A 20,171-nucleotide genomic window follows, 5' to 3' on the forward strand; every position below is an offset into this window, starting at 1 on the left:
CCTCCGACCGCTCGGTTCGTAGCCGAGTACTCTATCCAGCTGAGCTACGGATGCATCGGGAAACTTGCTTTACTACGCGTCAGTGTCACAACTAACACATGCCACACTGAGTATGATGGAGTAATCGGTAGAGTGACTCGATTACGCCTCGCACTGCGGGCCGCTGCTTTCACAGCGCTCTTCTTTCTGCTTACAGAGAGAAGATGGTGCATCCGGGAGGATTCGAACCTCCGACCGCTCGGTTCGTAGCCGAGTACTCTATCCAGCTGAGCTACGGATGCATCGGGAAACTTGCTTTACTACGCGTCAGTGTCACAACTAACACATGCCACACTGAGTATGATGGAGTAATCGGTAGAGTGACTCGATTACGCCTCGCACTGCGGGCCGCTGCTTTCACAGCGCTCTTCTTTCTGCTTACAGAGAGAAGATGGTGCATCCGGGAGGATTCGAACCTCCGACCGCTCGGTTCGTAGCCGAGTACTCTATCCAGCTGAGCTACGGATGCAAAATGGCGGTGAGGCGGGGATTCGAACCCCGGATGCAGCTTTTGACCGCATACTCCCTTAGCAGGGGAGCGCCTTCAGCCTCTCGGCCACCTCACCACACAACACGCCTCTTGCGAGTGCTTCGAAGAACTTGTTTCTGCTCTTCGTCGCTGCGATGGCGCACATATTACTTTCTGAGACTTATAAGTCAAACAATTTTTCGAGAGCTTTTTCCGTTTGCACACTTCACGCGCAATTAGCCTGCAAAAACGGCAAAAAGAGTATTTTATCAACAGGAAATAGCCCTTTACGGCCACTCAAAAGCGACAACGAAAAATGACGTACGGCGAATAAAAACAAAAGAGAGGATGTCGCGAGAGAAGAAACAGGAGAAGAAAAGAGAAAAACGACCGCCGGAGGGATGCGCCTCACAATAAAGCGAGGCGCGGAAAGCTTAGTAACTGGACTGCTGGGATTTTTCAGCCTGGATACGCTGGTAGATTTCTTCACGATGTACAGAGACTTCTTTAGGGGCGTTGACACCAATACGTACCTGGTTACCCTTAACCCCTAAAACTGTCACAGTGACCTCATCTCCAATCATGAGGGTCTCACCAACTCGACGAGTCAGAATCAGCATTCTTTGCTCCTTGAAAGATTAAAAGAGTCGGGTCTCTCGCATCCCGGCATTATCCATCATATAACGCCAAAAAGTAAGCGATGACAAACACCTCGCGGTGTAAGCAGTCACGGCATCACATTCTGTTAAACCTAAGTTTAGCCGATCTACACAACTTCAACCCGACTTTATCGTTATCAATACTTATGACGCAAGGTGCCGTAACCCTCTGGTTACGGCACCTATACCCGTCATACTTCAAGTTGCATGTGTGTTGGCTTTCCTCGCTCACCCCAGTCACTTACTTGAGTAAGCTCCCGGGGATTCGCTGCGTCGCCGCCTTCCTGCAACTCGAATTATTTAGGGTAAATGCGTTTATAGTTATTACAGTTTTGCGCTGACCCAGCCTTTCACACTGGCTAACGCAGCAGGGAGAGCAGACGCATCGGTACCGCCGGCTTGCGCCATATCCGGACGACCGCCCCCTTTACCGCCCACCTGCTGGGCGACCATACCAACCAGCTCCCCTGCTTTCACGCGGTCTGTCACATCCTTAGACACACCTGCAATCAGAGAAACCTTACCATCCGCTACCGTAGCTAATACAACGACCGTCGAACCGAGCTGGTTTTTCAGATCATCAACCATGGTACGCAGCATTTTCGGCTCAACGCCGGCCAGCTCGCTGACCAGCAGCTTAACGCCGTTAATTTCTTCGGCTTTACTGGAGAGATTAGCGCTCTCCTGCGCTGCAGCCTGCTCTTTCAGCTGCTGCAGCTCTTTTTCCAACTGACGGGTACGCTCAAGCGCCGCACGAACTTTATCGCCGATGCTGTGGCTATCGCCCTTCAGCAGCTGCGCGATATCACTGAGCTGATCGCTCTGCGCATGCAGGCTGGCAATCGCCCCTTCGCCGGTCACCGCTTCAATACGGCGCACGCCTGCGGCGGTACCGGATTCAGAGGTAATACGGAACAGGCCAATATCACCGGTACGCGCTGCATGAGTACCGCCGCACAGCTCGGTGGAGAAATCGCCCATCCGCAGTACGCGAACGCGATCGTCGTATTTCTCGCCAAACAGCGCCATAGCGCCGGATTCACGCGCGGCATCGATATCCATAATATTGGTTTCGATAGCCAGGTTACGACGGATCTGCGCGTTGACCAGATCTTCTACCGCACGAATCTCTTCCGGCTTCATCGCTTCAAAATGCGAGAAGTCAAAACGCAGCGCTTTATCGTTAACCAGTGAGCCTTTCTGCGCCACGTGGGTACCGAGGACCTGGCGCAGCGCCGCGTGCATCAGGTGCGTCGCGGAGTGGTTGAGACGGATACGCTGACGGCGAGCCTGATCGACATCGGCCTGCACCGCGTCACCCACTTTCAGGGAACCGCTGGCGACTTTACCGATATGACCAATAGCCTGGCCGTACTTCTGCGTATCGCTGACCGCGAAGGAGAAGCCAGCGCCTTTCAGTTCGCCTTTATCGCCTACCTGACCGCCGGATTCCGCATAGAACGGCGTCTGGTCAAGGACTACAACCGCATCCTGACCCGCGCTGACGCTATCAACCGCTTTGCCGTCGATGAACAGCGCAGTAACTTTGCCGTTCAGCTCCAGATGATCGTAGCCTTTAAATTCCGATGCGCCGTCAACGCGAATCATCGCGTTATAGTCAGCGCCGAAACCGCTGGACTCACGTGCGCGGCGGCGCTGCTCTTCCATCGCGGCTTCAAAGCCTGCTTCGTCAACCTTGATGTTGCGCTCGCGGCAGACATCCGCAGTCAGGTCAACCGGGAAGCCATAGGTGTCATACAGACGGAAGGCGGTTTCGCCGTCCAGCGTGTCGCCTTTAAGCTTCGACAGTTCCTCATCCAGCAGCGCCAGTCCACGCTCCAGTGTGCGCGCAAACTGCTCTTCTTCGGTTTTCAGCACCTGCTCAACCAGAGCCTGCTGCTGTTTCAGCTCTTCACCGGCGGCGCCCATCACGTCGATAAGCGGAGCAACCAGTTTCCAGAAGAAGGTGTCTTTCGCGCCCAGCATGTTGCCGTGGCGAATCGCGCGGCGAATGATGCGACGCAGCACGTAGCCGCGGTTTTCATTCGACGGGATCACGCCATCAGCAATCAGGAATGCGCAGGAACGAATGTGATCGGCAATAACGCGCAGCGACTTGTTAGTCAGATCGGTCGCGCCGGTGACTTTCGCCACGCTCGCAATCAGGTTGCGGAACAGGTCGATGTCATAGTTGGAATTAACGTGCTGCAGTACAGCGGCAATACGCTCCAGCCCCATACCGGTATCAACGGAAGGCTTCGGCAGCGGCTCCATGGTACCGTCAGCCTGACGGTTGAACTGCATGAAGACGATGTTCCAGATCTCAATGTAACGGTCACCATCTTCTTCCGGGCTTCCCGGAGGGCCGCCCCAGATGTGGTCGCCATGGTCAAAGAAGATTTCGGTGCATGGGCCGCACGGACCGGTATCGCCCATCTGCCAGAAGTTATCAGAAGCAAACGGCGCGCCTTTGTTGTCGCCGATGCGGATAATACGCTCGCGCGGAACGCCCACTTCATTGGCCCAGATGTCGAAAGCTTCGTCATCGGTCTCGTAAACGGTAACCCACAGTTTTTCTTTCGGCAGGGCGAACCAGTTCTCACCGGTCAGCAGTTCCCATGCGTATTTGATGGCATCCTGCTTGAAGTAATCGCCGAAGCTGAAGTTGCCCAGCATTTCGAAGAAGGTGTGGTGACGCGCGGTGTAACCGACGTTTTCCAGATCGTTGTGTTTACCGCCCGCACGCACGCAACGCTGCGCGGTGGTCGCGCGCGAATAATTACGTTTGTCGAGACCAAGGAAGACATCCTTGAACTGGTTCATCCCGGCGTTGGTAAACAGCAGGGTCGGATCGTTGTGCGGCACCAGGGAGCTGCTGGCAACTACCTGATGTCCCTTACTATGGAAAAAGTCGAGAAACGCCTGACGGATCTCAGCGGTGCTCTTGCTCATAATTATCCTGAAATCAAGCTACACTTCATCCTTCAAGTCGCCTCTGACCTGGCGGAACGTCCTCTCCCGGTAGTGAACTCACGTACGCCCCAGAAGCTGTTCTCTCTTGCCGCCGTGATGCAGCTTGAATGATTTTGTGTATAAGGAATAATCGCCCTGGACGCTGATTATGCAATCACAAGCAGCGGCCCGACGGAATAAAGTGGGAATAAGATAAGTTTTCTTTAGAGGGAAGTAAAATCCCCGATGGGTCAATCTGCAAAATTTCGCCAGATTTCCTGGATATCTTCCATCAGATAGCCGCGGTACAGCAAAAATCGCTGGATTTTAACTTTTTCAGTAAAGGCGGTAGGTAACGGTTCGCCGTATTTACGCTGCGCCTGCTCTTTCGCCAGCGCCGCCCAGTCGATTTCACACTCGCGCATCGCGCTTTCGATGTCGCTGCGGCCAATGCCCTTTTGATTCAACTCCTGGCGGATACGTGCCGGCCCATAGCCCTTGCGGCTCCGGCTGGCAATAAACTGGCGAACAAAACGCTGGTCATCAAGATAGCGGTTTTCCAGGCACCAGCCGACAACCTGTTCGAGCTCTTCCGGCGTAATGTCCAGCTTTTCAGGGCCGTTTTTACTCATTACCGGCGCCGCCAGCTTACGCCGCAGCTCCTGTTCGCTATGATCGCGCATCGCCAGAATACGAATTGCGCGATCCAACAGACGCGCATAGCCGGAGCGGCGTGGTGAAGTCTCAGTCACAGGCACCTCGATAATCTAAGAAAAGCAAAAGGGCCGCATCAGCAGCCCTTTGTCACTCTTTTAGACGATATCAGAAATCTTGTTCGGTTTCTTCTGCGTCGTTACCGTCAACCGCGAAGTCCGGCGTGGAGTCCTGGTTGTTGAGCAGCAGTTCGCGAACCTTCTTCTCAATTTCTTTCGCCGCCGCCGGGTTATCTTTCAGCCAGGAGATTGCGTTCGCTTTACCCTGACCGATTTTGTCGCCGTTGTAGCTATACCAGGCACCTGCTTTTTCAATCAGCTTCTCTTTCACGCCGAGGTCAACCAGCTCGCCGAAGAAGTTGATGCCTTCACCGTAGAGGATCTGGAATTCAGCCTGTTTGAACGGCGCGGCGATTTTGTTTTTCACCACTTTCACACGGGTTTCGCTGCCGACGACGTTGTCGCCCTCTTTCACCGCGCCGATGCGGCGAATGTCCAGACGTACGGAAGCGTAGAACTTCAGCGCGTTACCACCGGTGGTGGTTTCCGGGTTACCGAACATCACGCCGATTTTCATACGGATCTGGTTGATGAAGATCAGCAGCGTGTTGGACTGCTTCAGGTTACCAGCCAGTTTACGCATCGCCTGGCTCATCATACGCGCCGCGAGGCCCATGTGAGAGTCGCCGATTTCGCCTTCGATTTCCGCCTTCGGCGTCAGCGCCGCCACGGAGTCGACGACGATAACGTCTACCGCGCCGGAACGCGCCAGCGCGTCACAGATTTCCAGCGCCTGCTCGCCGGTATCCGGCTGGGAGCACAGCAGGTTGTCGATATCAACGCCCAGCTTGCGGGCATATACCGGATCCAGCGCGTGTTCGGCATCGATGAACGCACAGGTTTTGCCTTCACGCTGCGCTGCGGCGATAACTTGCAGCGTCAGGGTAGTTTTACCCGATGATTCCGGCCCGTAGATCTCAACGATACGGCCCATTGGCAGACCGCCTGCGCCGAGCGCGATATCCAGAGAAAGCGAACCGGTGGAGATGGTTTCCACGTCCATGGAACGGTCTTCACCCAGGCGCATGATGGAGCCTTTACCGAATTGCTTTTCGATCTGGCCCAGTGCTGCCGCCAACGCTTTCTGTTTGTTTTCGTCGATCGCCATTGTTACTCCTGTCATGCGAGGTGAAGCGCGTTCGCTTCGCCGTTAATATTTGTTCAGTTGAGGCAATTATACTGTATGGTCATACAGTATCAAGTATTTTGTAGAAATTGTTGCCAGAGCAGATTTAACGCATAGGCCGTCGCCTGACGACGCACCGCTTCGCGGTCTCCGGCAAAGCATTCGCGGCGGGTCACGCCCTGCCCGTTCGCACAGGCGACACCGAACCACACGGTGCCGACGGGCTTCTCCGCGCTGCCGCCGTCCGGGCCGGCGATACCGCTGACCGATACCGCATAGGTGGCGCGCGCCGCGCGTAGCGCGCCAATTGCCATCTCGACAACCACCGGTTCGCTCACCGCGCCGTTATCCAGTAACGTCACTTCGCTCACGCCAATCATCTGCGATTTGGCTTCGTTGCTATAGGTCACGAAACCGCGCTCAAACCACGCTGAGCTACCGGCAATATCGGTCAGCGCTTTGGCTATCCAGCCGCCGGTGCAGGACTCCGCGGTGGTCACCGTCGCGCCCTGCGCTTTCAGCGCCAGCCCAACCTGTTCGCTTAGCTGCATTAATTCTGAATCGGTCATTTTTGCCCCGCTTAAGCCAGATAAAGAGGCCATCAAAGATAGCACTTTCGGCAGAGATATGGGGACGAGCTGGTGATTTTACGAGGGGGGATCCAAAAATGGGCCGTCCCGCTGCAACCGGGACGACCAGACAACTCGTTACTTCATACTATTGACGATGAGCTCGACGTTATGGCGCAGCATTTTAACGTAGCTATCGGCCACGCCGCCCGGCTTAGACAGCGCTTCCGGATAGAGTTCGCCGCCCGGTTGCGCCCCCGTCGCGCCAGCGATTTGCTGCACCAGACGCGGGTCCAGCTGGTTCTCCATAAACCAGGTATGCACGCCATCGGCTTTGATTTGCTTAATCAACGCCGCCACCTGCGCCGCGCTAGCTTCGCTCTCGGATGAGAGTCCCTGCGGCGCAAGGAACGTCACGTTGTAAGCGCGGCCAAAATAGCCGAAAGCATCATGGCTGGTCAGCACTTTACGCTTCACCTGCGGGATGGCGCTAAACTGCGCCTTCGCCCAGCCGTCAATTGCCGTCAGCTGCTCGATATAACGCTTACCGCTGCTCTGGAGCGCCGCTTTATCCTGCGGGTCGGCTTTCACCAGGCCATCAAGGATATTCTGCGCGTACAACGCGCCATTAGCGGCGCTATTCCAGGCGTGCGGATCGGTCACCGTTTTACCGTCTTCATCGAGGGTATGCGTCTTAACCCCTTTTGACGCCACCACTAATTCGCCCTTAAAACCGGACGCTTTCACCAGCCGATCCAGCCACCCTTCCAGACCAAGCCCGTTGACCACCACCACGTCGGCTTTGCTGAGCAGCGCGCTATCCTTCGGTGAAGGTTCAAAGGTGTGCGGATCGCCATCCGGCCCTACCAGCGTATCGACATGAACATGCTCGCCGCCGACCTGCTGCACCATATCGCCCAGCACCGAAAAGCTGCTTACCACGTTCAGCGTTTTTGCTATCGCCCCCTGCGCCATCAGCCCCACGGCTAACGCCATCACCACTGCACTTCGTTTCATCATTTCCTTACCCCATTAATTTGCGCCAGCCAACGACCAGCCGGCTGCGCGTGCCAAAAAACACTGAAATAAAAAACAGTACGCTGGCGGTCAGCACGATGGCGGGCCCGGCGGGTAAATTCACTGCCCACGAAAGGCTCAATCCCATCCAGGCGCAAAACGCGCCGATCGCCGCCGCCAGCAACAAAATGCCCGGCAGCGTTCGCGCCCAGCAGCGCGCCGCTACCGCGGGCAACATCATCAGCCCTACCGCCATTAACGTGCCGAGCACCTGAAACCCCGCCACCAGGTTCAGTACCAATAGCGCGAGAAACAGGCCGTGCAGCAGCGCCGGTAGCCGCCGCGCGTTGACCTGTAGCCAGGCGCTATCGAACGCCTCGCTAACCAGCCCGCGATAAAACAGCGCAATGCACAGCAGCGTCAGGCTCGCCACGCCGGTGACAAAGAACGCCGCGTCGCTATCCACCGCCAGAATCGAACCGAACAGCAGGTGCAGCAGATCGACGCTGGAGCCGCGCAGCGAGACCAGCGTGACGCCAAGGGCCAGCGAGCCGAGGTAAAACCCGGCAAAACTGGCGTCCTCTTTCAGCGGCGTTCGCCGGCTGACCCACCCCGCCACCAGCGCCACCGCGATCCCGGCGATAAATCCGCCAACGCTCATCGCCAGCAGCGACATGCCGTTAAGGAGATAACCCGCCGCCACTCCCGGCAGAATGGCGTGCGACAGCGCATCGCCCATCAGGCTCATCCGTCGCAGCAGCAATAGCACGCCTAACATGGTGGTGCTCAGCGACAGCGCGAAGCACACCACCAGCGCCCGGCGCATAAAGCCAAATTCAATAAAAGGTTGAAAAAAGGTATGCCAGATCATGCCTGCCTCGCGGTGTTGAAGGCGGGAAGCACACTTGACGTCTCGCCCCAGCGCGCGTGCTGGGGTTCAAGCAGCAGCGTCTCGGGAAAGAAATCGGCCACGCACTGGTTATCGTGCAGCACCGCCAGTATCGTTTGCCCCTGGCGGTGCATATCGACGATAAGCGCCATCAGCTCGCGGCTGGTGGCCTCATCGACGCCGGTAAACGGCTCGTCCAACATCACCAGCGGCGCCTGTTGCACCATCACCCTGGCAAAGAGCATGCGCTGGAACTGGCCGCCCGAGAGCTCTTCAATTGGCGTATTAGTCAGCGCGCTGATCCCCACCCGCTCGAGCGCCGCGGCGATGCGCCGACGCTCGTCGCCGCCCAGACCGCGCAGCAGCGAGACTCGCGGCCATGCCCCCTGGCTGACGACATCGCGCACCAGCAGCGGAAACTGTGATTCCAGGGCATGGCGCTGCGCCAGCCAGCCGACCACGGGCCGCCCTTTGCGCCAGTTAAGCCGTCCGCTAACCGGCGGAATAAATCCAGCCAGCGTTTTCAGCAGCGTCGATTTACCGCAGCCATTAAGCCCGACAATCGCCGTCAGGCTTCCCGCCGCAATCACGCCGCTCATCGCCGGAGTGATTGCCATGCCTTCATACCCGGCAACCAGATGATCCAACTCAATCATGGCAGCGCCACCGCCCACCATGTGGCCAGCCATAGCGCCGCCAGCAGTCCGCAGGCGATTGCCACGCGCGCCGCGCCGGATGCCATAAAAACCGATGTGAACATATTCCCGCCACGATAAAATGTTATAACATAACAATATGGGATTCAGAAAAGAATGTAAATCTGCGTCAGCAAGAGGAAATGTAACAAAGGTCAACAAAAGACATGCAGAAGGGAAAAAACGGATGGATAAGCGCGGCGTCCCGGGGCTACCAACCGGATACCAGACCGTAGCCCGGATAAGGCGCTACGCGCCGCCATCCGGGGAACTCGAAATATGTCGGCTGGATGAAAGGATCAATAACCGCCGCGGGCCTGCGAAACCGCCAGCCCCAGCTGCCAGACAGCCATCGCGTAGTGGGTGCTGTGGTTATATCGGGTGATAGTGTAGAAGTTCGGCAGACCATACCAGTACTGGTACCCGGTGCCGATATCCAGCCGCAGCAGACTGGCCTGCTGATGGTTGCCAAGCGGCTGCGTTGGGGTTAATCCCGCCGCCGACAGCTGTGAAACGCTGTATTTGGTTTTAAAGCCGTTATCCAGACCCGGCGCCTGGCCCAGCGCCTGCACCGCGACGGTATCGCCGCTCACCCAACCGTGCTGTTTAAAGTAGTTCGCCACGCTACCGATGGCATCAACCGGATCCCACAGGTTGATATGACCGTCGCCGTTGAAGTCCACCGCGTATTGCTTATACGACGACGGCATAAACTGGCCGTAGCCCATCGCGCCGGCAAAGGAGCCTTTCAGATCCAGCGGGTCATCGCTTTCGCTGCGCGCCATCAGCAGGAAGGTTTCCAGCTCAGAGGAGAAGTATTCAGCGCGGCGCGGATAGTTAAACGACAGCGTCGCCAGCGCATCGAGGATGCGGGTTTTGCCCATCACCCGGCCCCAACGGGTTTCCACGCCGATAATGCCGACGATGATTTCCGGCGGTACGCCGTAGACCTGATACGCGCGGTTCAGCGCGTCCTGATACTGGTTCCAGAACACCACGCCGTTCTGCACGTTATCCGGCGTAATAAACTGTTTCTTATAGCGTAACCAGGCGCCGTTTGGCCCGGTCGGCGGCAGCCCGCTCGGCGCCTGGCGATCCATCAGTCGCAGCACGTAGTCCAGGCGCTTAGCCTGCGACAGGATCTCCTGGAGCTGCTGTCTATCGAAGCCGTGCTTCGCCACCATCTTATCGATGAACTGCGCCGCCGCTGGGTTATTGGCGAAATCGCCTCCCATCTGCATCACGTTATGCTGCGGTTCCAGCAAAAAGCCGCCGGTTCCGCTCGCCATCTCCGCTTCCGCGGGGGTCTTAGGTTTGCTGCTGCAGGCAGCCAGAAGTGCACATAAAGGGAGTAAAGCCAGATAGCGACGCTTCAACATGGGAATTCCATTTAACAAAATCGGCAAAGGGTAATTATGGTAAAGCATGCGCCCGCCAACAAGGAAGCGGCAATACATTTGCAGACAAAATAGTTCTTTTTTTGCACGTTCTCCGCATTCGATCCGCACGTTAATTTTTTCACTCATCGCGCACAAACTTTCAAAATAAAATATTTATCTTTCATTTTGCGATCAATTTAACACTTTTAAACCTTTCAAAGTGATTAAAATCAGCCTCCAGTTAGCAAGAAAAATAACACGCTGAAGGAGAGAACAATGATTGAAATCGTTACCCACGGCGCTGAGTGGTTCATCGGCCTGTTTCAGAAAGGCGGCGAGGTGTTTACCGGTATGGTGACCGGGATCCTGCCGCTGCTGATAAGCCTGCTGGTGATCATGAATGCGCTGATCAACTTTATCGGCCAGCAACGGATCGAAAAGCTGGCGCAGCGCTGCGCCGGCAACCCGCTTACCCGTTACCTGCTGCTGCCCTGCATCGGCACCTTTGTCTTCTGCAATCCCATGACCTTAAGCCTTGGCCGCTTTATGCCGGAGAAATACAAACCGAGCTACTACGCGGCGGCCTCCTATAGCTGTCATTCGATGAACGGGCTGTTTCCGCACATCAACCCCGGCGAGCTGTTTGTCTATCTCGGTATCGCCAACGGCCTCACCACGCTGGGCCTGCCGCTTGGCCCGCTGGCGGTGAGCTACCTGCTGGTTGGCCTGGTAACCAACTTCTTCCGCGGCTGGGTCACCGATCTGACCACCTCTATTTTCGAAAGAAAAATGGCGATTCAACTTGACCAGAAAGTGCATCTGTCAGGAGCGACATCATGACCCGTATTCGTATTGAAAAAGGAACCGGCGGTTGGGGCGGCCCGCTTGAACTCGACGTTGTTGAGGGCAAAAAGATTGTCTATATCACCGCAGGCACCCGCCCGGCGATCGTCGATACGCTCGCCAGCCTGACCGGCTGGCAGGCGGTTGATGGATTTAAAGAAGGTGAACCGGCGGAAAGCGAAATTGGCCTCGCCATTATTGACTGCGGCGGCACCCTGCGCTGCGGCCTCTACCCGAAGCGCCGTATTCCGACCATCAACATCCACGCCACCGGTAAATCCGGGCCGCTGGCGCAGTATATCGTCGAAGATATTTACGTCTCCGGAGTAAAAGAAGAGAACATCAAACTGCTGGAAGATAGCGGCGAGACGGCAGTGCAACCACTCCCCGCCGCGGGCCGCGATTACGATGCCAGCAAGAAGATTACCGAACAGAGCGACGGCCTGCTGGCTAAGGTCGGGATGGGGATGGGTTCAGTGGTCGCGGTGCTGTTCCAGGCCGGGCGTGACACCATTGATACGGTGCTGAAAACCATTCTGCCGTTTATGGCCTTCGTCTCGGCGCTGATCGGCATCATCATGGCCTCCGGCATCGGCGACTGGATTGCCCACGGCCTGGCGCCGCTCGCCAGCCATCCGCTGGGGCTGGTGACGCTGGCGCTGATCTGCTCCTTCCCGTTGTTATCGCCGTTTCTCGGCCCCGGCGCGGTGATAGCCCAGGTGATCGGCGTGCTGATCGGCGTCCAGATCGGCCTTGGCAACATTCCACCGCACCTCGCCCTGCCCGCGCTGTTTGCCATTAATGCCCAGGCCGCCTGCGATTTTATCCCGGTAGGCCTGTCGCTGGCCGAAGCCCGTCAGGATACCGTACGCGTCGGCGTGCCGTCGGTGCTGGTCAGCCGCTTCCTCACCGGCGCGCCAACCGTGCTGATCGCGTGGTTCGTTTCCGGATTTATTTACCAATAAGAGGTTCCTGAAGATGACCGTCATTTACCACACCACTATTACCCGTATCGGCGCCAGCGCGGCGACGGCGCTGGAAGAACAGATGCTCATTACCTTCCGCGAGGGCGCCCCGGCGGATATCGAAGAGTATTGCTTTATTCACAACCACGGCGAGCTGTGCGGCGAGCTGCGCCCGGGCGCAGAGCTACAGCTCGGCGATCGGCATTATCCGGTGACCGCCGTCGGCGAGGTCGCCGAGCAAAACCTGCGCGAGCTGGGCCACATCACCCTGCGCTTTGACGGCCATCGTCAGGCGGAGTTTCCCGGAACCGTTCACGTCGCGGGCCCGGTACCGGACGCCATCGCGACCGGCTGTGTACTGAAATTTGTTGCTTAGAAGGAGAGAAAGATGAATCAGGTTGCTGTTGTCATTGGTGGCGGACAAACCTTAGGAGAGTTTCTGTGCCGCGGTCTGGCCGCCGAGGGCTACCGCGTGGCGGTGGTCGATATCCAAAGTGAAAAAGCCAGCCGCGTCGCCCAGGAGATCAACGCTGAATATGGCGAAGGTACGGCATACGGCTTCGGCGCCGACGCCACCAGCGAAGCCAGCGTCACGGCGCTGGCCCACGGCGTAGATGAGATTTTCACGCGTGTCGATCTCCTGGTCTACAGCGCCGGTATCGCTAAGGCCGCCTTTATTAGCGACTTCGCGCTGGGCGATTTTGACCGCTCGCTGCAGGTCAACCTGGTGGGCTATTTCCTCTGCGCCCGCGAGTTCTCACGGCTGATGATCCGCGATGGCATCAAAGGTCGCATCATTCAGATCAACTCGAAATCCGGCAAAGTCGGCAGTAAGCATAACTCAGGCTATAGCGCGGCGAAGTTCGGCGGCGTCGGGCTGACCCAGTCGCTGGCGCTGGATCTGGCGGAATACGGCATTACCGTGCATTCGCTGATGCTCGGCAATCTGTTGAAATCACCGATGTTCCAGTCGCTGCTGCCGCAGTACGCCACCAAGCTCGGCATTGATGAGAGCGAAGTCGAGCAGTACTACATCGATAAGGTGCCGTTGAAACGCGGCTGCGATTACCAGGATGTGCTGAACGTGTTGATGTTCTACGCCAGCCCGCAGGCATCGTACTGCACCGGGCAGTCGATTAACGTCACCGGCGGCCAGGTGATGTTTTAAAAGGTTCCCGGATGGCGCTGCGCTTATCCGGGTTACAAAACTGTAGGTCGGGTAAGGCGTTAGCCGCCACCCGACAAAAAACGGTACCCGGGTTGTACCCGGCATCACACCTTCAGGAGACATTATGGTTACCGCACTCATTACCGTCGCCGCTATTGCCTGGCTTTGCCAACTGGCGTTCGGCGGCTGGCAGATCCGCCGCTTCAATCGCGCCTTTGATCGCCTTTGCCAGCAGGGCCGCGTCGGCGTCGGCCGCTCCTCCGGGCGCTTTAAACCGCGCGCGATTGTCGCTATCGCCGTCGATGAAAACGATCGTATTTGCGATACGCTGTTGATGAAGGGACTCACCGTCTTCGCCAGTCCGCAAAAAATCCCCACGCTTAGCGGTAAACATCTCGAGGAATTGCAGCCTGATGTGATCTTTCCCAATGATCCGCTCTGTCAGAATGCACTATCATTAGCGCTTAATCCGAAACATGCATAATTTCGTTGTGAAAGTTAATATCTTGCGAAATTATCACTTCGAAACTTAAACGCAGGATACAACGCCTATGAAACCACGTCAGCGCCAGGCAGCCATTCTCGAGCACCTGCAATCGCAGGGCAAATGCTCGGTCGAAGAGCTGGCGCAACACTTCGACACCACCGGCACCACTATCCGTAAGGATCTGGTGGTTCTGGAGAATGCCGGGACCGTCATCCGCACCTACGGCGGCGTAGTGTTAAATAAAGACGAGGCCGACCCGCCTATCGACCACAAGACGCTGATCAACACCCATAAGAAAGCGCAGATTGCCGAGGCCGCTGTACGATACATCCACGATGGCGATTCAATTATCCTCGACGCCGGCAGCACCGTGCTGCAGATGGTGCCGCTGCTGAGCCGCTTCAATAACATCACGGTGATGACCAACAGCCTGCATATCGTCAACGCGCTTTCCGAGCTCGATAACGAGCAGACCATCCTGATGCCGGGCGGCACCTTCCGTAAAAAATCGGCCTCTTTTCACGGCCAACTGGCGGAAAACGCCTTCGAACAATTCAGCTTCGACAAGCTGTTTATGGGCACCGACGGCATTGATCTGGTCGCGGGCGTCACCACCTTTAACGAGGTCTATACCGTAAGTAAGGCGATGTGCAACGCCGCCCGCGAAGTGATCCTGATGGCCGACTCATCCAAGTTTGGCCGTAAAAGTCCCAACATTGTCTGCGGCCTTGAACGCGTGGATAAATTGATTACCGATGCCGATATTGACCCTGAATTCCAGCGGGCGCTGGAAGCCAAAGGTATTGAAGTCATTATTACTGGAGAACATCATGAGTAACTTTTTGTTAGAGGCCGGACGCCAGACCCTGATGCTTGAGCTGCAGGAGGCGAGCCGCCTGCCGGAACGCCTGGGCGACGACTTCATCCGCGCGGCGGAAACCATCATCCACTGCGAGGGCAAACTGATTGTCTCCGGTATCGGTAAATCCGGCCACATCGGTAAAAAGCTTGCGGCAACCTTCGCCAGCACCGGCACCCCGGCCTTTTTCGTCCATCCGGCGGAAGCCCTGCACGGCGATCTCGGCATGCTCGATAGCCGCGACGTGATGCTGTTTATCTCCTACTCCGGTAGCGCGAAAGAGCTGGATCTCATCGTGCCGCGGCTGGAAGAGAAATCCATTCCGCTGCTGGCGATGACCGGCAAATCCACCTCGCCGCTGGCGCTGGCGGCGAAAGCGGTGCTGGATATCGCCGTGGAGCGCGAAGCCTGCCCGATGCATCTCGCGCCGACCTCCAGCACCGTCAACACGCTGATGCTGGGCGACGCGCTGGCGATGGCGGTGATGCAGGCGCGCGGTTTCAATGAAGAAGATTTCGCCCGCTCCCACCCGGCGGGCGCCCTCGGCGCGCGTCTGCTGAACAAAGTACATCACCTGATGCGCCGCGACGAAGAAGTGCCGCGGGTCAATGCCGAGGCCAACGTCATGGACGCCATGCTTGAACTAAGCCGAACCGGGCTCGGCCTGGTGGCGGTATGCGATGAAACCAACCGCGTGCAGGGCGTTTTCACCGACGGCGACCTGCGCCGCTGGCTGGTTGCTGGCGGTACGCTCAACGATAGCGTCACTCGGGCGATGACCCGCAACGGCGTAACACTGCAGGCGGAAAGCCGCGCGGTGGAAGCCAAAGAGCGGCTGATGAAACACAAAATCAGCGCCGCGCCGGTCGTGGATGAAAACGGCCAACTGGTCGGCGCCATCAACCTGCAGAACTTTTACCAGGCTGGGATCCTTTAAGCCCCAGACGTTTCGCCAGCCGATGCAGGTTGGCGACGTCCAGTTCCAGCGCACGGGCAGTCGCCGCCCAGTTGCGCTGGTTCGCCTCCAGCGCGCGGCTAATCGCTTCTCGCTGAAAAGAGTCAGTCGCCTCGCGCAAATTGACGTTTTCCGTCGCCGGCGCCGCTGCCGCCGTCTCAGCCGGCAACATCGGCGCCGTCACAGCAAACTGGAAATGCTGCGGCTCCAGTACCACTTCATCACCGGCCTGGGTGGCCCGAGCCAGCACCACCGCCCGGTGAATAGCATGCTCCAGTTCGCGCACATTGCCCGGCCAGGACCACTGCTGCAGCCTGTTTCGCGCCGCCTCAGCCAAAATGACCCGCGCCAGCCCCATCCGCAGGCGGCACTGCTCACAGAAATAGCCCGCCAGCAGCACCACATCGTTCTCCCGTTCGCGTAGCGCCGGAACCGACAGCGGGAAGACGCTCAGCCGATGGTACAGATCGGCGCGAAAGCGCCCTTCCACCACCTCCTGGCGCAGATCGCGGTTCGTCGCCGCCAGCACCCGCACATCGACCCGCAGGCTGCGGTCATCGCCGACGCGCTGAATATCGCCATACTGCAACACGCGCAGCAGCTTCGCCTGCAACGCCAGCGACAGTTCGCCGATTTCATCAAGGAACAGGGTGCCGTTATCAGCCATCTCAAATTTACCGCTGCGGTTGCTGATAGCCCCGGTAAATGCCCCTTTCACATGGCCGAACAGCTCGCTCTCCGCCACGCTTTCCGGCAGCGCCGCGCAGTTGAGATAGACCAGCGGATTGGCGGCTCGCGGCGATCCCTGGTGCACCGCCTTCGCCACCAGCTCTTTACCGGTGCCGGTTTCGCCGCTTATCAGCACGTTTAAATCCGAGGCGGCGACGATATCGATCTCTTTTTTCAGCTGCAGCATGGGCGCCGACAGGCCGATAATCTCCTGACGCTCAGGCTGCGCGTCATTCACCGGCTGCACCGGCAACACGTTTTGCGCCTCAAGGCGGGCGATGAGCAGCGCGTTATTCAAGGCGCCAGCCACCAGCGCGGCAATCAGCCGCAGCTCTTCATCGCTGAAACTATCGAAACGATCGGCATCCATACCATCAAGGGTCAGCGCGCCAATCAGCGTCTGTCCGGCAAACAGCGGCAGGCCAACGCAGGCGTGAACCTTCAGGCTCTCATGACCGGGGATCAGCCCGTCATAGGGGTCGGGCAAATCGCTATCCGCCGGGAAGCGCACCACATCCCCGGCGCGCGCAATCGCCTCAAGCCGCGGGTGTCCTTCCAGGGCAAAGCGCCGACCGAGCACATCCTGCGCCAGGCCATCGATTGCCAGCGGCACAAACTGATGCGCCTCATAGCGCAGCAGCGCCGAGGCATCGCAGCCGAGGATCTGCCGCAGGGTAGTAATCAGGCGCGAAAAACGGTCGGCATGACCGATATCGCTTTGTAAATCAATGGCGATTCTCGCCAACTCGTCGACGGAAAAACTCATTGCCGCTCCATTGTCATTTTGACAATACACATTGTCATAACGACTATTTTAATCATTGTCATTTTGACAGCAACTAAAATCAGAAAAAATTAAAAACAGCTAATTATCAATGAATTAAAAACTTGGCACGCAACTTGATATAAGCCAATCAACTGAGTTTAAACACACTGTATTGATTGAGGTTGCTATGTCTATTGCGGTTAAAAATAACATTCTTTGGGTTGGCCAACGCGATTGGGAAGTGCGTGATTTCCACGGTACCGAATATAAAACGCTGCGCGGCAGCAGCTACAACAGCTATCTCATTCGCGAGGAGAAAAACGTGCTGATCGATACCGTCGATCATAAATTCAGCCGCGAGTTCGTGCAGAACCTGCGCAGCGAAATCGATCTGGCTGACCTCGACTATATCGTCATTAACCACGCCGAAGAGGACCATGCCGGCGCGCTGACCGAACTGATGATGCAGATCCCGGATACGCCGATTTACTGCACCGCCAACGCCATCGACTCGATCAACGGCCACCATCATCATCCTGAGTGGAACTTCCACGTGGTGAAAACCGGCGATACTCTCGATATCGGTAATGGTAAACAGCTGATCTTCGTGGAAACGCCGATGCTGCACTGGCCTGACAGCATGATGACCTACCTGACCGGCGACGCGGTGCTGTTCAGCAACGACGCCTTCGGCCAGCACTACTGCGACGAACACCTGTTCAACGATGAAGTGGACCAGATTGAACTGTACGAACAGTGCCAGCGCTACTACGCCAACATCCTGACGCCCTTCAGCCGCCTGGTGACGCCGAAAATTACCGAAATCCTCGGCTTCAACCTGCCGGTGGATATGATTGCCACCTCCCACGGCGTGGTCTGGCGCGATAACCCGACGCAAATCGTCGAGAAATACCTCGAGTGGGCGGCGGATTACCAGGAAGATCGCATCACGATTTTCTACGACACCATGTCCAATAACACCCGTATGATGGCGGACGCCATCGCTCAGGGGATCACTGAAGTCGACCCGCGGGTAGCGGTAAAAATCTTCAACGTCGCCCGCAGCGACAAAAACGACATTCTCACCAATGTTTTCCGCTCGAAAGGCGTGCTGGTGGGCACCTCCACCATGAACAACGTGATGATGCCGAAAATCGCCGGGCTGGTGGAAGAGATGACCGGGCTGCGTTTTCGCAATAAACGCGCCAGCGCCTTTGGCTCGCACGGCTGGAGCGGCGGCGCGGTAGACCGTCTGTCCACCCGCCTGCAGGATGCCGGCTTTGAGATGTCGCTGAGCCTGAAAGCCAAATGGCGCCCGGATATCGACGCGCTGGAACTGTGCCGCCAACACGGTCGTGACATCGCCCGCCAGTGGGCCCTCTCTCCGCTGCCGGTTGCTGAAGCAGCGACAACGCCGGAACCACAGGATTGCGTCTGCGCCGCCGCCGCGGCCGCTGACCTCGGTCCCATGATGCAGTGCAGCGTGTGCCAGTGGGTCTATGACCCGGCGAAAGGCGAACCTAACCAGGATGTACAACCGGGGACGCCGTGGAGTGAAGTGCCGGACAATTTCCTCTGCCCTGAGTGTTCTCTTGGCAAAGATGTCTTTGACGTACTGGCGACGGAGGCAAAATGAGTGATGGCATCGTCATCATCGGCTCGGGCTTCGCGGCCCGCCAGCTGGTGAAAAATATTCGCAAGCAGGATACGCAAATCCCGCTGACGTTAATCGCCGCCGATAGCATGGATGAGTACAACAAACCGGACCTCAGCCATGTCATCAGTCGCGGGCAGAAGGCCGACGATCTGACCCTGCAAAGCGCAGGCGAGTTCGCCGAGCAGTACAATCTGCGTCTGTTTCCCCATACCTGGGTAAGCGATATCGACGCCGAAAACCGGTTAGTGAAGAGCCAGGATAACCAGTGGCGCTACGACAAACTGGTGCTGGCCACCGGCGCGACGCCGTTTATCCCGCCGGTGCCGGGACGCGAGCTAATGCTGACGCTGAACAGCCAGCGCGAATATGGCGCGGCGCAGAGCCAGCTGCACGACGCGAAGCGCGTGCTGATCGTCGGCGGCGGCTTGATTGGCTGTGAACTGGCGATGGATTTCTGCCGCGCCGGTAAAGCGGTAACGGTAGTCGACAATTCAGCCAGCGTGCTGGCGGCGCTGATGCCGCCGGAGGCCAGCAGCCGCCTGCAGCATCGGCTTACCGAGATGGGCGTACATCTGATGCTCAAGGCGCAGCTTGAGGGGTTAGAGCAAACCGCCGATGGCATTCGCGTCAGTCTCGATCGCCAGCGCGCGATAACCGTCGATGCGGTGGTGGCCGCCGCCGGCCTGCGCCCGGAAACGTCGCTGGCGCGCCATGCCGGATTGCAGATTAACCGCGGCGTGGTGGTCAATAACCAACTGCAAACCAGCGACCCGGCAATTTATGCGCTCGGCGACTGTGCGGAAATCAACGGTACGGTACTGCCGTTCCTGCAGCCGATTTTACTCAGCGCTATGTGCCTGAGTAAAAACCTGCTGGCGCAAGCGGGCGAGCTCACCTTGCCGCCAATGCTGGTGAAAGTGAAAACGCCGGATCTGCCGCTGCATCTGGCCGGCGACACCCGCCGCGACGATCTGACGTGGAATATCGTGGCCGCCAAAGAGGGGCTGGTGGCGAAAGGCGTGGATGCCGAAAACCAGCTGCGGGCCTTTGTGGTGAGCGAAGATAAGATGAAGGAAGCCTTTGCGCTGCTCAAGCAACTGGTGAGGTGATGGTTTTCCCGGCTTGCGGCGTAAACGCCTTAGCCGGGCTACGGTATTGTCCTGGTAGCCCGGCTA

General features: G+C 57.5%; 19 protein-coding genes and 3 tRNA genes. 9 read left to right on the plus strand and 13 right to left on the minus strand.

Annotation, left to right across the window (positions count from 1 at the left end; genetic code table 11):
- Positions 1–204: 204 nt before the first annotated feature.
- The 12 genes from ABLU80_RS08075 to mltB all read right to left on the minus strand — a co-directional run bounded on the left by ABLU80_RS08075 (position 205) and on the right by mltB (position 10,567).
- Positions 205–281 (minus strand) — tRNA-Arg (locus tag ABLU80_RS08075).
- Positions 282–431: 150 nt separating this feature from the next.
- Positions 432–508, minus strand: a tRNA-Arg gene (locus ABLU80_RS08080).
- Positions 509–512: 4 nt separating this feature from the next.
- Positions 513–605, minus strand: a tRNA-Ser gene (locus ABLU80_RS08085).
- Between the two features lie 337 nt (positions 606–942).
- Positions 943–1,128 carry a carbon storage regulator CsrA gene (gene csrA / locus ABLU80_RS08090; protein ID WP_000906486.1) on the minus strand — a complete coding sequence of 62 codons (186 nt, stop codon included), beginning with the start codon at positions 1,126–1,128 and terminating at the stop codon, positions 943–945.
- 363 nt (positions 1,129–1,491) lie between these two features.
- Entirely contained in the window at positions 1,492–4,119 is a 2,628-nt protein-coding gene (gene alaS / locus ABLU80_RS08095; RefSeq protein WP_015703239.1) for an alanine--tRNA ligase, read from the minus strand.
- 251 nt (positions 4,120–4,370) lie between these two features.
- Positions 4,371–4,871, minus strand: coding sequence for a recombination regulator RecX (gene recX, locus ABLU80_RS08100; protein WP_042894995.1), 501 nt, complete (start codon positions 4,869–4,871; stop codon positions 4,371–4,373).
- 70 nt (positions 4,872–4,941) lie between these two features.
- Positions 4,942–6,000, minus strand: coding sequence for a recombinase RecA (gene recA / locus ABLU80_RS08105; protein ID WP_015370055.1), 1,059 nt, complete (start codon positions 5,998–6,000; stop codon positions 4,942–4,944).
- Positions 6,001–6,089: 89 nt separating this feature from the next.
- Complete coding sequence (gene pncC, locus ABLU80_RS08110; protein WP_020078118.1) at positions 6,090–6,587, minus strand: nicotinamide-nucleotide amidase; 498 nt, start codon at positions 6,585–6,587, stop codon at positions 6,090–6,092.
- A gap of 138 nt (positions 6,588–6,725) precedes the next feature.
- Positions 6,726–7,604: a metal ABC transporter substrate-binding protein gene (locus ABLU80_RS08115; protein WP_047080553.1), complete on the minus strand. Its 879-nt coding sequence runs from the start codon at positions 7,602–7,604 to the stop codon at positions 6,726–6,728.
- A 7-nt stretch (positions 7,605–7,611) separates the two neighbouring features.
- On the minus strand, positions 7,612–8,475 hold the full coding sequence (locus tag ABLU80_RS08120; protein WP_015370052.1) for a metal ABC transporter permease: 864 nt from the start codon (positions 8,473–8,475) through the stop codon (positions 7,612–7,614).
- Entirely contained in the window at positions 8,472–9,182 is a 711-nt protein-coding gene (locus ABLU80_RS08125; protein WP_072033712.1) for an ATP-binding cassette domain-containing protein, read from the minus strand. The genes ABLU80_RS08120 and ABLU80_RS08125 overlap by 4 nt, the downstream gene beginning before the upstream one ends.
- A gap of 305 nt (positions 9,183–9,487) precedes the next feature.
- Positions 9,488–10,567, minus strand: a complete 1,080-nt coding sequence (gene mltB / locus ABLU80_RS08130; RefSeq protein ID WP_020078114.1) for a lytic murein transglycosylase B — start codon at positions 10,565–10,567, stop codon at positions 9,488–9,490.
- 276 nt (positions 10,568–10,843) lie between these two features.
- Between mltB and ABLU80_RS08135 the strand changes: the two genes are divergently transcribed.
- The 7 genes from ABLU80_RS08135 (at position 10,844) to gutQ (ending at position 15,826) form a co-directional block, all read left to right on the plus strand.
- On the plus strand, positions 10,844–11,407 hold the full coding sequence (locus tag ABLU80_RS08135; RefSeq protein ID WP_020078113.1) for a PTS glucitol/sorbitol transporter subunit IIC: 564 nt from the start codon (positions 10,844–10,846) through the stop codon (positions 11,405–11,407).
- Positions 11,404–12,375 carry a PTS glucitol/sorbitol transporter subunit IIB gene (locus tag ABLU80_RS08140; protein ID WP_020078112.1) on the plus strand — a complete coding sequence of 324 codons (972 nt, stop codon included), beginning with the start codon at positions 11,404–11,406 and terminating at the stop codon, positions 12,373–12,375. The genes ABLU80_RS08135 and ABLU80_RS08140 overlap by 4 nt, the downstream gene beginning before the upstream one ends.
- A 13-nt stretch (positions 12,376–12,388) precedes the next feature.
- A complete protein-coding gene (gene srlB / locus ABLU80_RS08145) occupies positions 12,389–12,751 on the plus strand; it encodes a PTS glucitol/sorbitol transporter subunit IIA (protein ID WP_015703247.1) in 363 nt (120 codons plus the stop codon).
- Positions 12,752–12,763: 12 nt separating this feature from the next.
- Positions 12,764–13,543 (plus strand): sorbitol-6-phosphate dehydrogenase, encoded by a 780-nt coding sequence (srlD, locus tag ABLU80_RS08150; protein WP_008806161.1) that lies wholly within the window; start codon positions 12,764–12,766, stop codon positions 13,541–13,543.
- 124 nt (positions 13,544–13,667) lie between these two features.
- Positions 13,668–14,027: a transcriptional regulator GutM gene (gutM, locus tag ABLU80_RS08155; RefSeq protein ID WP_015370045.1), complete on the plus strand. Its 360-nt coding sequence runs from the start codon at positions 13,668–13,670 to the stop codon at positions 14,025–14,027.
- A 67-nt stretch (positions 14,028–14,094) separates the two neighbouring features.
- A complete protein-coding gene (locus ABLU80_RS08160; RefSeq protein ID WP_063446014.1) occupies positions 14,095–14,868 on the plus strand; it encodes a DNA-binding transcriptional repressor in 774 nt (257 codons plus the stop codon).
- Positions 14,861–15,826: an arabinose-5-phosphate isomerase GutQ gene (gene gutQ, locus ABLU80_RS08165; RefSeq protein WP_020078109.1), complete on the plus strand. Its 966-nt coding sequence runs from the start codon at positions 14,861–14,863 to the stop codon at positions 15,824–15,826. The genes ABLU80_RS08160 and gutQ overlap by 8 nt, the downstream gene beginning before the upstream one ends.
- Here gutQ and norR read toward each other — a convergent pair.
- Positions 15,789–17,339 carry a nitric oxide reductase transcriptional regulator NorR gene (gene norR, locus ABLU80_RS08170; RefSeq protein ID WP_032712392.1) on the minus strand — a complete coding sequence of 517 codons (1,551 nt, stop codon included), beginning with the start codon at positions 17,337–17,339 and terminating at the stop codon, positions 15,789–15,791. The two genes, gutQ and norR, sit on opposite strands and share 38 nt — an antisense overlap.
- A gap of 187 nt (positions 17,340–17,526) precedes the next feature.
- On the opposite strand from norR, the gene norV reads away from it, so the two are divergent.
- Positions 17,527–18,975, plus strand: coding sequence for an anaerobic nitric oxide reductase flavorubredoxin (gene norV / locus ABLU80_RS08175; protein ID WP_047064118.1), 1,449 nt, complete (start codon positions 17,527–17,529; stop codon positions 18,973–18,975).
- Positions 18,972–20,105, plus strand: coding sequence for an NADH:flavorubredoxin reductase NorW (gene norW / locus ABLU80_RS08180; RefSeq protein ID WP_139397427.1), 1,134 nt, complete (start codon positions 18,972–18,974; stop codon positions 20,103–20,105). The genes norV and norW overlap by 4 nt, the downstream gene beginning before the upstream one ends.
- The last annotated feature ends 66 nt before the right edge of the window (positions 20,106–20,171 follow it).

The organism is Klebsiella sp. CN_Kp104, assembly GCF_040064515.1.
GTDB lineage: Bacteria > Pseudomonadota > Gammaproteobacteria > Enterobacterales > Enterobacteriaceae > Klebsiella > Klebsiella aerogenes.